General features: G+C 48.0%; 9 protein-coding genes and 1 riboswitch. Of the genes, 3 read left to right on the top strand and 6 right to left on the bottom strand.

Annotated elements, in window-relative coordinates:
- Window positions 1-19 precede the first annotated feature (19 nt).
- Window positions 20-103, bottom strand: a riboswitch (cyclic di-GMP riboswitch).
- Between the two features lie 259 nt (window positions 104-362).
- From ybaK to ADU24_RS20990, 6 genes are all read right to left on the bottom strand, one after another.
- Window positions 363-845: a Cys-tRNA(Pro) deacylase gene (gene ybaK / locus ADU24_RS20965; RefSeq protein ID WP_053368466.1), complete on the bottom strand. Its 483-nt coding sequence runs from the start codon at window positions 843-845 to the stop codon at window positions 363-365.
- 63 nt (window positions 846-908) lie between these two features.
- Complete coding sequence (locus ADU24_RS20970; RefSeq protein ID WP_053368467.1) at window positions 909-1,364, bottom strand: hypothetical protein; 456 nt, start codon at window positions 1,362-1,364, stop codon at window positions 909-911.
- Window positions 1,365-1,642: 278 nt separating this feature from the next.
- Window positions 1,643-4,096, bottom strand: a complete 2,454-nt coding sequence (locus ADU24_RS20975; RefSeq protein ID WP_082306997.1) for a S8 family serine peptidase — start codon at window positions 4,094-4,096, stop codon at window positions 1,643-1,645.
- A 361-nt stretch (window positions 4,097-4,457) separates the two neighbouring features.
- Complete coding sequence (locus ADU24_RS20980) at window positions 4,458-6,941, bottom strand: S8 family serine peptidase (protein ID WP_082306998.1); 2,484 nt, start codon at window positions 6,939-6,941, stop codon at window positions 4,458-4,460.
- A gap of 190 nt (window positions 6,942-7,131) precedes the next feature.
- Window positions 7,132-7,779, bottom strand: coding sequence for a response regulator (locus ADU24_RS20985; protein WP_053368468.1), 648 nt, complete (start codon window positions 7,777-7,779; stop codon window positions 7,132-7,134).
- Window positions 7,754-9,616 (bottom strand): GAF domain-containing sensor histidine kinase, encoded by a 1,863-nt coding sequence (locus ADU24_RS20990; RefSeq protein WP_053368469.1) that lies wholly within the window; start codon window positions 9,614-9,616, stop codon window positions 7,754-7,756. The genes ADU24_RS20985 and ADU24_RS20990 overlap by 26 nt, the downstream gene beginning before the upstream one ends.
- Before the next feature lie 533 nt (window positions 9,617-10,149).
- On the opposite strand from ADU24_RS20990, the gene ADU24_RS20995 reads away from it, so the two are divergent.
- From ADU24_RS20995 to ADU24_RS21005, 3 genes are all read left to right on the top strand, one after another.
- Window positions 10,150-11,937 (top strand): TIGR04190 family B12-binding domain/radical SAM domain protein, encoded by a 1,788-nt coding sequence (locus tag ADU24_RS20995; RefSeq protein WP_053368470.1) that lies wholly within the window; start codon window positions 10,150-10,152, stop codon window positions 11,935-11,937.
- Between the two features lie 164 nt (window positions 11,938-12,101).
- Window positions 12,102-12,878, top strand: coding sequence for a transporter substrate-binding domain-containing protein (locus ADU24_RS21000; RefSeq protein WP_053368471.1), 777 nt, complete (start codon window positions 12,102-12,104; stop codon window positions 12,876-12,878).
- Between the two features lie 66 nt (window positions 12,879-12,944).
- Entirely contained in the window at window positions 12,945-13,610 is a 666-nt protein-coding gene (locus ADU24_RS21005; protein ID WP_053368472.1) for an amino acid ABC transporter permease, read from the top strand.

The following is a 13,610-nucleotide window of genomic DNA, read 5'->3' on the forward strand; positions in this document are numbered from 1 at the left end:
TTTCCCCCAAAAAATAATTTTTTTAGAGGGCCGGTTACACTACTAGCTCCGGATCGCCAAAGTGTCCACATACAGGCGGTCCTTCATCGCTTCCCTTCGAATGATTTCCATGGCTTTTCCAACAGATAGCTAGATTATAAATCGTCAAACCACCCAAATTAAACACAATTCGTTAGTCAAATATCGGGACGGATAGGAGGAGAATTTGAGGGAATTAAATGGAAAATGTCGAAGTAACAAAAATCAGGGGAGACAAATTTGACATTATTGTGAACAAAAAACAAACCTCGCTCTCTTATACTCTGCTTTGAGTAAAAAATGGGATTTCCATAGAAAAAAGACGCATTTTGTCATGCGCCTTTTTACCCTTGCCCAGATAGATCCGCTATCTCGGCATGTATGACTTTTTTTAAAATTTCCGGCGAGAGTTCAATTTGGACCCCGATCTTCCCCCCGCTGACAATCATTCGGTCCAGCTGTTCCGCGTTGCTGTCAATAAAGGTCCTGTACAGCTTTTTCATCCCGATTGGCGAACAGCCCCCGCGTATATACCCCGTCAGTTTTTGAATATCCTTTACAGCGATCATGTCGACCTTCTTTTCCCCAGCGGCTTTGGCGGCTTTTTTCAAATCCAGTTCTGCCTCGACAGGAATGACGAAAACATAAATATTCTTTGATGCGCCCTGGGTGACAAGCGTTTTAAAGACCATTTCCTTCGGCTTCCCTATTTTCTCCGCAACCGAAACGCCATCCACCTTGCCATCGCTTACTTCATAGGACAACATGGCATACTCGGCTTTTTTCGAATCGAGCAGCCGCATTGCATTTGTTTTTGAAACAGCCATCCCCATCCGTCCTTTCAATCGTTAAACCAGATAGGAATAGCCTATGCCTTCCGCCCGGAAAATTCAAGCGCCGTGCTGCAGCTCGATTTCTTCATAATAATGGCGGAGTGACTGGAAGATAATTTTTTTCGTAAACTGCCGATCTGTCCCCTGGAGAAGCTTCTCCGCGTATTTCCAGGCCCTTTTTTCGATTAAAAAAGACAACCGTGCCCGCTCGGTATTAGTTGTGGACATTTCAAGCCGTTCCGCCAATATCCCAAGTGCCCTATCTTCCGCATGCCCAAGTTCATGGGCGAATACAACTGCGATATAAATATCCAGGTTAGCAAGCGATCCAAACAACTGGATGCACTGCTCCTTGATTTCTTCAATATATAAGGTGATTGTATGAGTGGATAATGAGTATTTTCCGCCTGCGAGCCTGGATTCGGGATGATGCCCTTCCAGCTTGATTTTTGCTTTGCTCCCGGACTTGAGGAGAAGCGGAGTCAGTATCTCTTTATAATTTTTCAGCAACATTTCCGCCCCTTTTCACATAATGGAAATCAGTATACTCCTATGGACATGGAGAAGAAAATCCTCCTTTTTACCTATTTTTCCAAAAAGCGCTCGGCATAGCCCTTAAGTGCCTCCTATCTCGCTTCCTTGCAGTGGGGCAAAGGGAATGTATCCTGCACAATCTTTTCGAATGAAGCAATAGATCCGTCCCTTGTTTCATTTTCATCCCAAAAAGCATATACAGCAAAAAGAGGAGCGGGTTGCTCCTCCTTTTCTATAGTTATTTGTTTTGTATGTCGTTATTGGAACCATGCCTTGAACCAGCGGGATGATGCCACTGCGTAGTCAGCGCGGGTTACCTTTTTGCCAGGTTCGAAAACAGCTTCGACAGTCGGGAACAGGTCATAAGGCCCCTGTTTTACACTGAATGCCGCGTTGAGGATATTCAGATCAAGCGCCACCTGTACATATCCCTTTAGTTCAGCCGGAATGGAAGCATTGTCCTTAAGCTTGATCCGATTGCTATTGTATAGGACCGTAACATCGCCGGTATGGTCGAGCGCCATTTGCTGCAGTCCGAGCGCCTGAACAAGCGTGTAGGCGAGTTCCGCCTTGGTCACGGTTCCGTTCGGATTGAAGTTCCCAGCCGAATCGAGGCGCATGACGCCGTTTTGCGTAATTTTGCCATCCTTTATTGCGGCACCCTTGGCTAGGACAGCAAGTGCGAATGGTAGATCCGCGGCAGCTGTTTCCTTAGCTGAACCAGAGAGATTTTGGCGAATGCCTGCGCCGGCAACTAGATAACGTGCCAATTCTTTTCTCTGCAAATATTGGTCAGGCTTGAAGGTACCATCAGCATAGCCATCCATGAGCCGCTCATTGACTGCCATCTGGATTGCCGAAGATGCCGCATGGCCATTAATATCGTTCAACCCTGTAAAGCCACTTACCTTGGTAAAAGCTAGGGTTCCCGAGATTGTTTCCGGAAGTGCGATTCCAATTGGATTCAGCTCATTGCCTCTCAAGCCCCGTACCTCAGCTTTCCATGTCCCCGCTTTTGGCGACGTGACGGAAGCCGTCCTGTCAGGGTAAAGAGCGAATAAGAGATTGACTCCGGAGCTATACTCTGTTCCATCCGGCGAAATCAGCACCAGGTTGACTGGGTTCCCCGTCTCACCCAATAAGCCGTATGCATCAATTCGCGCTGTCAGCTGGGAAATCCCCTCCGGAACGGTGAACGAGTACTGGCTTGGAAGCAGCGGGTTATAAGCTACCTCAAACGGAACACGCTCTGTTTCCACCTGGACATTGGCGTTGAACTTCTGGTATTCATTTACGGTCTTTCCATACTGTTTGCCGAACATTACCGCTTCAAGGGCAGCATGGGCGTTGACATAGCCCGAACCCACTTCCCACGTTTCATAACCCGGCATATTTGTCGCCGTATCCTGAAGCACTTTTTTGATTTCATCCGGTGACAAGGAAGGTTTCGCCTCAAGGAGAAGCGCTACAATCCCGGCCACATGCGGCGTTGCCATCGAGGTCCCGCTCATTGTTGTATAGAATGGAAGATACGCAGGCTCAATCGTTGCCGCGTCTGCATCAGCCCCAAGCGACGATACCGGACCGATGACACGGGTCGAGATAATGTCCACCCCCGGCGCTGTCAATGTCGGCCTGTCTTCCCACGTATAGGTTTCGCCGTCCATTTCAAACGTTCCGCCAACCCCTTTTGTACCTCTGGAAGAGAAGTCAGCCAGGGAGCCGTCTTTTTCACCGGCTGCAACGGAAATCACCCAAGGCGCTTTTGCATAAGGGTTGTGCGTATTTTCTCCTGGCCCTTCATTTCCTGCCGCAAAAAGAACCGTGATTCCGCGGTCATGCGCGGCCTTGCTTGCGATATTGATCGGATCATTTGGATCAAAATCACCTGAACTTCCCCAGGAATTTGTGATAACGCGAATATTGTACCTTGTCTGGTTCGTGATGGCATAGTCAAAACCGCCAAGGCCATCGAGGACGAATAATGCAGCACCTGAGCCGTAGCCAATCATATTCGCTCCCGGGGCCACTCCTTCATATTTTCCGCTAGAGCTTGCGCCCGTACCGCCAACCGTACCCGCTACATGGGTGCCATGCCCGGAGTTTGTGTCAGTATTCGGGACATTTTCCAGATAGGTTACAGGAAGCAATCCCGGTGCCAGGGCTGCCAGGTTAATGCTGCCGAGGACGTTCTGGACGAGGTTTTTGCCGAGTTCATGGTCGCGGTGCGTGCCATCGACGCCGCTGTCATTGACGACAACCCCTACCCCTTTGCCGGTCACAGGCAGGCCGCCATTCGCTTTTTGCATCGCGGCATCCGTGCGTGCTTTATCCACGCCTGTCATTGCAGTTGCGTCAAAGTTGTAGTATGTGAGCTTACGGTTCAAATAAAGCGATTTTACTCCTTCTTTTGCTGCAAGCTGCTTAATCTGGTCCTTTGTTGCGACGACCCCCGCGATCGGCAGTGACTTCATCGTGACCCCAGTCGTAATGCCGAGCTGTTTTAATACGTTAAGCTGCGTATCGGAAGGTGCCCCTTCCCCGTCGAATGTAACAATGACCTGCAGGCTGCCCGTTGCCGTTTCAAGCGCTTTGGCCAGCTTGCCGTCAATTGCCGCCGTAAGCCCCGCCGCTTTTGTATTTGCCATGGCTGGTGCCAGCAATGAAAGCAACAACAGCAGGCTAACAAGACCCGAAAACCACTTTTTCATTTCGCAATCCCCTTCCAATTGTTAATTCTCTTCCTACTATCATTATCGTAAAATCCAAGCCTTCTAACTATTCAGCAAATGGAGTAATTGCCGTTGGTAAAGGTACTATTTTTCAATCATACGAAAGTTATAGAAAAGGAGTGACGTGTATGCCGGGGTAGTAGGCTGGGCTAGAGGCGGGGATGATTAGGAGAGGTGATAAAGACGGTTTCACCTCACAAACCTCTCCCAAACGGTCTTTAGAGACGCCGTCAAGACCGTTTCTATCTTAAAAGTTCACATTAGCCGTCTTGAGACTGTTTTCACACTTGTTTAATATGCAATATAAAAACCTCCGCCCAACAAGAGCGGAGGCCTTCCTTTATAGCGCGGCCGGATGATAACTTGCGAAGTAGCGGGTAATTGCTACTGCATAGTCGGCGCGCGTTACTGTTTTGCCTGGGTCAAATTTTGCTGTAATCTTCGGCATCAGGTCGAACGGGCCCTGTGTGACAGAGAAATAAGCGTTCAGGATATTCAGGTCAAGGGCGAGCTGGACATGGCCGCGAAGTTCTGCTGGGACGTTCGCCGCATCCTGGATCGCCACCCTCGTTCCATTGTATTGGACGGTAAGTGCTTTCCCTTTCAGCTCATTTGCCTGTTCCTCAAGCCCTAGAGCCTGAACAAGCGAGTAGGCCAGCTGCGCGCGGTTTACTTTTTCATCCGGCGAGAATTTCCCTGTTCCAACAGACAGCATGACTCCGCCGTTGTTCTGGTTACCGTCTTTTAGCGCGGCGCCTTTGGCAAGTACCGCTTCAACGTACGGTAGGTCCGCGGCTTTAACATCGGAAACACTTGGGGAGCCTGTAAGCGGAAGGAACTGCCTGACTCCCGCACCCATGACGAGGTATTTGGCAAGCTCGGAGCGCTTCAATGCGGCATCCGGCTCAAATTTCTTCGTGCTCTTTCCGTCAACGAGCCGTTTGCTTACAGCAAGCTTGATTGCCGACTCCGCAGGGTGCCCGCCAATGTCATCCAAACCGCTAAAGCCGCCAGCTGTTTTTGTAACAAGTTCAACATTCAATGTTTCCGGAAGGGCAAGCGACCCTTGGAGCCCTTCTACACTTACCTTCCAAGTGCCGGGCTGCGGGTTGACTACCTGGACCGTGCGGTCAACATACAGCGGGAAGAGCAAATAAATTCCTGAAGTATACCTTGTTCCATCCGGTGCGGTCAGGACAAGGTTGATTGTATTCCCTGTCTCTCCAAGTAGGCCTTTGGCGTTCAAGCGGGCGACAAGTTCTGTTTGGCCCTCCGATACGGTAAACGCTGCTTCATTTTGCAGGTTCAGCGGGCTGTAATCTATCGTTACATTTTGCGACGACGTAGTCATTTGTGCATTAGAATTAAAGCTGTTGTTCATGTTCAGGATCGAGCCGTAAGTGCGCTGGTTAAGCGCCGCGTCGACTGCTGCGTAGGCATTGACATAGCCGGACCCTACTTCCCATGATTCATAGCCAGGCATGTTCGTTGCCGTTTGCTCAATGATTCTCTTTACCTCAAGCGGTGAGAGCGCAGGGTTTGCATCAAGGATTAAAGCAACGATTCCCGCCACATGCGGTGCCGCCATCGAGGTACCGCTCATTGTTGTGTAGTATGGCAGATAAGCTGGTGGAATCAGGTTGATGTCATCCGTCGCTCCGAGTGCCGCCACTGGTGCTAGGACCCGGGTCGAGATGATTGTTTGCCCCGGCGAAGTAACGGTCGGGCGGTCCTCCCACGTCCATGTTTCAGACCCTACGGCGACCGTACCGCCTTTCCCCTTCACGCCGCGGGAGGAGAATTCAGCAAGCTGGCCTTGCTTCGTACCAGCGGCAACCGTGATTACCCATGGCGCTTTTTTATAGTTTCCAGAGATAGTCGAATCCCCAGGTCCAGAGTTCCCTGCCGAGAATACAGTGACAATGCCTCGGTCGTAAAGCGCCTTTGTCGCTACGTTGATTGGGTCGAACGGGTCAAAATCCGTTCCCGCGTCGCTTGTACTGCCCCATGAATTTGTGATGACGCGGATATTGTATTCAGCCTGATGCGTAAGTGCGTAATCGAAACCTCCAAGCGTATCAAGCATGGCGACCGCCGCCCCGGAACCATACCCGATCAGCTTCGCGCCAGGTGCCACTCCTTCATATTCACCCTTTGACATCGCTCCATTGCCGCCAACAATCCCAGCGACATGCGTACCATGTCCGGAACTCGAGTCCGTATTAGGAACATTTTCAATGTAGGTAACCGGAAGCAATTCGCTCAGGGCGTTCAAGTTCGTTGCTCCGAGGACGTTCTGGACAAGGTGGCCGCCAAACTCAATGTCCTTGTGCGTGCCGTCCACGCCGCTGTCATTGATAACAACGCCGATTCCGTTCCCGTTTACCGGAATGCCGCCATTCGCTTTTGTAAAAGCCGCCTCGGTCCTCAAGCGGTCGACTCCAGTCAGTTCAGTCGCTTCCTTGTTTTCGTATTGAAGTTTTTTATTCGGATAAATAGACAGGACATTTTCATTCTGTGCCAGGTTGTCAACCTGATCCTTTGTAGCGAGGACGCCCGCGATTGGAAGCTCGTTAAACACGACGCCCTTTGTCAGTCCTAAGTTTTTTAAAAGAGAAAGGATGCCTTGCTTTCCGCCTGCTCCATCCTTGAATGTAACAATAACCTGCTGCGGTTCAACCGTGGATGCAAGCTTCTTTAGCAAGCTCGGCTCAATGACAGCCGTGCCGGCCGCGCTCACCCTTTCGGAACCTCCGAAATGGAATGAATTTAAAAATAATCCTAGTATCATGAAAATGGACAGGAATAAAGACGCTTTTTTCATTTCATACCCTCCCTGTTTTGAATATTCCAACTTAATTCTATTATTACATTGTTTATGTTAGGGTCCTATTCTCCACAGGCTGTATTTAGCGGACGCAAAGGTACTAATTTTTCATAAGCCAAAAGTATTACCGAGCTTGCTTTTCCAAAAAAACAAGCCGAAGCTTCAGATCGAAGCCCGGCTCTCGGTTTTAAGGCAGTGGTACGAGCTGGTTTTGCACCGCGTAGATAACGACCTGCGAACGGCTTTTCACGTCCAGCTTTTTAAAGATTTTGCTTACATGAATCTTGACTGTTTTGTCGCTGATGAACAGCGCCTGGGCGATCTCCTTGTTGTTCATTCCCTGGACAAGGCAGAGAAGGACTTCCTTTTCCCGCTCGGTCAGCATATCGTCCTTCTTTTCCTTCGGCTGTTCCGGCGGCTGCTGGGTAAAACTCAGAAACTTCTTCGTCATCGATGGCGCGATGACGGATTGCCCGCGGGCTACGGATCTTATTGCTTCCACGACATGCTGGGAAGGCGCATCCTTCAGCAGGTAGCCATCAGCCCCTTCACGGATCGCCGACATAAAATATTCATCGTGGTCAAACATCGTCAGAATCAGGATTTTGATTGAAGGATAGTCCTTCTTAATCAAGCCGGTCACTTCAATTCCATTTTTATCAGGTATATTGATATCCATTAAAATAACGTCCGGCATAATTTCCGGCACCTTCGCCAGTGCATCCTTGCCCGAAACCGCCTCGCCGACTACCTTGATGTCGGGCTCGAGGTCAAGAATATTCTTCAGGCCGTCGCGAAGCACCGCATGGTCATCGACGAGCATAAGCTTGATCATCCATTACTCCCCCTTCTATTCCCATCCTTGGCACTGTCAGCGTAATTTCCGTCCCGGCTCCTTCCTTGCTGTCCACCTGGAGGGAGGCCTGAATCTTTTCCGCCGCCTCATTCATATGCAAAATGCCGAAGTGGGGTTCATTCCTTGCTTTGATCATCGCCTGGAACAACGAAAATCCGATACCATTGTCTTTTATTTTCAAAAAAACATTCTCGCGCTGATAGCTCAGCATCACTTCGATCCTGGTCGCTTGTGCATGCTTAAGCGCGTTTTGGACGCTTTCCTGGAAAATATCGAATATGACCTTTTCCGTCATTGAACTTAGTTCGAATTCAGTCCCTCTCTTTGTAAGGTCAATCTCGACACTATGTTCCTTCCTTACAGCATGGATCCTGGATTGGATAGCTGTCATCAACCCGACCCTTTCAGTCGGATATGGGCGGAGTGCGTAAATCGACTCCCTGACTTCACGCAGGCTCTTACGGAGTTTGTCAGTGCTTTCTTGTACCAGTTTTAACGAGTCCTCCGGTGCCTTCAAAAATTTCCGCTCGGCCGTTTCAAGATTGAGGACCGCGCCGGCGAGCGTCTGCGCCACACCATCGTGGATATCCCGGGCAATCCGGTTCCGCTCCTCGAGGATGAGCCTCTTTTCATCCTCGGCGAAAAGCCATTTTGTTTTAATGAGGACTGCGAGTTGATTGGCCAGAGTGACGGCCGATTGAATGTCATCTTCGGTAAAGCTTTTTGTCCTGCTCCTCCCAAAAATGAACAAACCGACAAGCTCTTCATCAAGCATCAAAGGCGCATACATTTTGGAACGGATTTCTTCATGGAAAAAGGCTGCCGCCGGGCCGGACTGGCGCCGGGAATTGTGGTAGATGACAAGTTGCCTGACGGTATCCAATCCGGAAAGCTGGTCGTTCCCAAATTCGGCATCGTCGTTTATAAGCCCGGAGTGGAACTTCTGGACCCATTGCCCATCTTCTTTTGTCCAAAGAATGCACGCGTCCACATCAATGAAGGCGGGAAGATTTTCACCGAGGAAACCAAGCCAGTCGTTTGACGCAATCTTTTTGTTCAATTCCGATGAAATGCTGAAGAGCGCCTTCAGTTTCGACTTTTCCTTCCTTAACCTCACGATGATTGAGCTAAGCAGCGCAAGCCCGACAAGCGGAGCGAAAAAGAAGAAAAAGGTAATTACATCGATTTCGCCCCTGTTCTGATTGCCCAGTACGATAAAAAGAACAAGGTATATATAGGATATGGCAAGGCTGTTCAGTTCCTGGAGCGTTTTTTGCTTCCACATTTTCCGTGTATAAGGCTGCGGCCTGACAACGAGGATGAAGTCAACCAAAAAATTATTAATCAGGTAAAAGGGGACAATGAAAAAAGTGATATAGAGGAGACCGCCAATAACAGCCGGCTTTGCGTCCAGCCCCGCGGCTGCTTCCGCCCATTCGGCAAACCTATATGCCCCATACAGACTGATGACCAGCTGTGCCGGGTTAAAACAGACGATTCTAAGCGGCCTTCTTTTCCACAGATTGGTCATGAAGACGGCAAATGCATAGGCTAAAATGGCATAGTCGATTCCCTGCATGACATAAATGGCATATACGATTGGGAATGCAATCGTTGTAAACCCCCGCCATACCGGCATCGGGTATAACTCAATGATGGCCAGGAACACAACGAGAAGGAAGAAAATCAGCGGCTCATTCGGTTCCTCTATTCCCAACAGGGCATTAAGGAGAACTAGTCCCCCAACTCCGGATATCCCCATCATGGAATAACGGGATATCTTTTCTTTTCTTTTGAGATACTCCTTTGCTCCCATGCGCCCTGTTCCCCTTCCTTCCCGTTCTAAATTTTCTGTTAATTATACTTTATGTGATTTGTTATATATGTACAATAAAAAAGCCTCTTTCATAATGAAAAAGGCCGTAAAACCCAAACCGGCCAAATGGCATGCCACTGGCCGATGCTGGGACAAACCGATTCGGGTTTGTTTACTGCCATTATCGCAAATTCTCCTCAAGCTTCCTATTCAGCAAAAGCAATATTTCATGTACTACTTTAGTAGTAAAATTAATAACGGCTGTCATTTGTCAAAAATTTAATGGATTTAAACCCTGCTTTGTCACGTTTTTGTCAATCTATGGGAAAGTTTGTGTATTCTTTTTATACTACACTTAAGGTGTACAATTCATATTTTTCCCGCAATAACTATTTGTGAATAAATTCACATTACCTTATCTTCAATGTCCAACTTAAATAATAGATAAATCTCTCACTTCCATTGGTGGTTGGCCATGCCTATCCATCATATAACAACAGTGGGAGCTAACTACTTTTACAGAGGGTGACGAAATGAAATATGATTTAGTTCTCCTGCATGCCCCGAGCGTTTATGATTTCCGGAAGAATTCCCTTCTTGCCGGTCCAATCAGCGACGTTGTCCCGTCCTCGCCGGTTTTTGAGATGTATCCGATTGGCCTTACGAGCATTGCTGATTATCTTGAAAGGTACGGCCTAAAGGTAAGGATTATCAATATTGCCAACAGGATGCTGATGGATCCGGACTTCGATGTCGAGAAAAAACTGGTGAAAATTGAGGCTCGCGCCTTTGGAATCGACCTTCATTGGTTACCCCATGCCCACGGCAGCATTGAACTCGCAAAAATCGTTAAAAGGCTGCATCCAGACACGTCAATCATATTCGGCGGCCTGTCTTCCACTTATTATCATAAGGAATTAATAGACTATCCGTTTATCGATTTTGTCATGCGCGGCGATTCGACCGAGAAATTGATGCTCATGCTTATGAACAAGCTTGAGTTTGGAAATACCCACTACGAGGACATTCCGAACCTGACGTGGAAAAAGGGAAAGGAAACCGGTTTCAATCCGCTCTCCTATGTGCCGAAGGATCTTGATGAATTCGATGTCCCTGGCTACCGCTACACAATCCGGTCTGTTTTCAAATATAAAAATTTCTTGGATCCCCTTCCCTATAACGGCTGGCTTCAATATCCCAATACAGCCATTCTGACAGCAAGGGGCTGTACCCAGAATTGCCTCATTTGCGGCGGTTCAAAGGAAGGCTATGAGCAAAACTGCAACCGGAAGTCACTCGCCTTAAGGTCGCCGGCAAAATTGATTGAGGATATCCAGTTCATCCAGCGCTTCAGCAGGGCTCCTATTTTCATCCTTCACGATATCCGCCAGGGCGGCAAGAAGTATATGGACGAATTTTTCCGCCTCCTGAAAGGCATAAATTTGAAAAACGAACTTGTATTTGAATTGTTCCAATATGGGGATGAAAGCTTTTTTAAAAAAATAAATGAAGCTGTTCCCAAATACAGCATTGAATTGACACTTGAAACGCATGATGAAAAGCTGCGGCTTCTTAACGGTAAATTCAATTGTTCCAACGAAAAGGTGATTAACACGCTTCAATTTGCCTTGAAGCACGGCTGCAAGAAGATTGACCTCTTCTTTATGGTCGGAATTCCCGGCCAGACCACCCAGAGCGCTCTTGAAAACATTGATTTTGCCGAAACGATCCATCTTGCATGCGGCAAGGATCCGCGCCTTTTCTATTTCGTGGCCCCGCTGGCACCGTTCCTTGACCCGGCGAGCGCCGCTTTTGAAAATCCGGAACGCTATGGCTACAAAAAGCTCTGCCATACGCTTGAGGACCACCGCAAGGCGATTACCCAGCCTTCGTGGAAACATATGCTAAGCTATGAAACATCAGATATGACCCGTGATAATATTGTGAATGCAACCTATGAATCCGCAAGGCTACTGAATGAATTCAAGCTGAAATACAATCTGATTGACCAAGAAGGCTATCATGATATTGAAAATAAAATAGAGAAATCGGTCCACTACATTGAAAGGATCGACCATTTGCTGACTCTTCCGGAAAAAGAGTACGAACAAGAACTTGCACATATCAAAAAGGAAATCGAAGAATTGAACAAGCACAGCATTTGCGGCAGCAATGAACTGAAATGGGAAGTCCAAAAGAATTATGCAAATTTCTTCTCCCTGGCCACAGTAGGCCTTGAACAGCTTTATGAGGAGTATGCAATCAAGCTGCGCAAGCAATTTTATCCTAAAGTACGCCATCAGGTAAAACTAGATTCATAGCTTATCGAGCCCGAAAATGGGCTCTTTTTTTATGCGCGAATTTGCCCTATTCCCCCCTGTTCGCCAATATTTGGGGAAACTCTTTTTTCAGAAAACAGGATTACTATACTGGCATAGGGGTAAATATCCCTAACACTTTTGGAGAAAGGGGTTTTACCGTTAGCATGAATAAATGGAAAATATTTGCCTTTTGCTTGATTACTATCTTGCTTTTATCAGGCTGTGCCCAGAAGCACAAACTTGACGATGGAAGCGAACTTATCCGCAAAGGGGAGTTTGCTTTTGCCGCTTCAGGTGAATTCAAGCCTTTCAGTTATATGACAGATGACCTGGAAATGACCGGGTTTGATGTGGAGGTTGGAAAAGCTGTCGCTAAGGAAATGGGACTTAAGCCTGTCCCAAAAAGGATGAAATTCAAAGGAATTGTTGAAGGTGTTAAAACCGGCCGGGCAGACGCCGCTGTCGCTTCACACACCATCAACCCCCAGAGAAGTAAACATGTCTCCTTTTCCACTCCCTATTATTATTCGGGACCACAAATCTTTGTCCGCCCCGATAGCGGCATTAAAACGGCCGAGGATTTGAAAGGGAAGGAAGTTGCGGTGGCAAAAGGGTCTACATATGCCGATACAGCCAGCAAATATACATCCAATCTCAAAATGTACGATAGCGACATTACCGCCCTGAAGGCCTTGAGCATAGGAAGGCACGATGCGGTCATCACTGACTTTGTTACCGGGAAAAGCGCTAAAAAGGAAGGATTCGACATAGAGGGCCGCCAGCTTATCGAGCGCAGTGAGCAGGCAATCGTCCTCCCCCAGGACAATCCCGCCCTTTTGAAAAGGGTCAACGACGCACTTGAAGCGCTCAGGAAAGACGGGACTCTAAGCAAAATCTCGATAAAGTTTTTTGGTGAAGACATTACTAAAAAACCGGAATAGCCAGCCGTTTATGGCTTTGCCTTTTACCCCATCGAATAGAAACCAGTAAGAAAGGAAGATTCCACTTTGCCTAGTTTTTCGCACTTTTTCAAAACATTGATTAATAGCAGCGGCCTGTTCATGGACGCGATGTTTTTAACCTTAAAGCTTACCGTTGTATCGGTTTTGGTTGGGATTGTCATTGGCCTGTTTTTTGCCCTTTTAAAAATTTCCAGGGTAAAAGTACTCGGCTTTATTTCCGACGCCTATGTATATCTTGTCCGCGGAACACCGCTCATTGTCCAGATTTTCATTTTGTATTTCGGCATTAGCGGCATCTTCCTATTGCCGGATTTCTGGGCTGCCTCCTTGGCGCTTGCCTTTCACAATGGCGCGTACATTGCTGAAATATTCCGCGGTTCAATCCAGGCTGTCGACAACGGCCAAATGGAAGCGGGCCGTTCACTAGGGATGGGCAAATGGCTTACAATGCGGCGAATTATTTTGCCTCAGGCATTCCGCCGGGCCCTTCCGCCACTTGGCAACCAATTTATTATCGGTCTTAAGGACTCATCACTCGCCGCCTTCATTTCAATGAACGAGCTGTTCAACGTGGCAACTACACTCGGATCAAACAACTTCGACGAAATGACGTACTTACTCATTGTTGCAGTCTACTACCTGATCCTCGTAGCCCTGCTCACATTTATCGTCAACCGTTTTGAAAAGAGGCTGGCCGTCAGCGACCGATAG

Source organism: Bacillus sp. FJAT-27245, assembly GCF_001273955.1.
In the GTDB taxonomy this organism is placed as follows: Bacteria; Bacillota; Bacilli; order Bacillales; family Cytobacillaceae; genus Bacillus_D.

What these genes read in the sequence shown, in the direction of transcription:
- ybaK (WP_053368466.1), bottom strand. Translation starts at nt 845, where the DNA reads ATGGCTGTTTCAAAAACAAATGCAATGCGGCTGCTCGATTCGAAAAAA.
- ADU24_RS20970 (WP_053368467.1), bottom strand. Translation starts at nt 1,364, where the DNA reads ATGTTGCTGAAAAATTATAAAGAGATACTGACTCCGCTTCTCCTCAAG.
- ADU24_RS20975 (WP_082306997.1), bottom strand. Translation starts at nt 4,096, where the DNA reads ATGAAAAAGTGGTTTTCGGGTCTTGTTAGCCTGCTGTTGTTGCTTTCA.
- ADU24_RS20980 (WP_082306998.1), bottom strand. Translation starts at nt 6,941, where the DNA reads ATGAAAAAAGCGTCTTTATTCCTGTCCATTTTCATGATACTAGGATTA.
- ADU24_RS20985 (WP_053368468.1), bottom strand. Translation starts at nt 7,779, where the DNA reads ATGATCAAGCTTATGCTCGTCGATGACCATGCGGTGCTTCGCGACGGC.
- ADU24_RS20990 (WP_053368469.1), bottom strand. Translation starts at nt 9,616, where the DNA reads ATGGGAGCAAAGGAGTATCTCAAAAGAAAAGAAAAGATATCCCGTTAT.
- ADU24_RS20995 (WP_053368470.1), top strand. Translation starts at nt 10,150, where the DNA reads ATGAAATATGATTTAGTTCTCCTGCATGCCCCGAGCGTTTATGATTTC.
- ADU24_RS21000 (WP_053368471.1), top strand. Translation starts at nt 12,102, where the DNA reads ATGAATAAATGGAAAATATTTGCCTTTTGCTTGATTACTATCTTGCTT.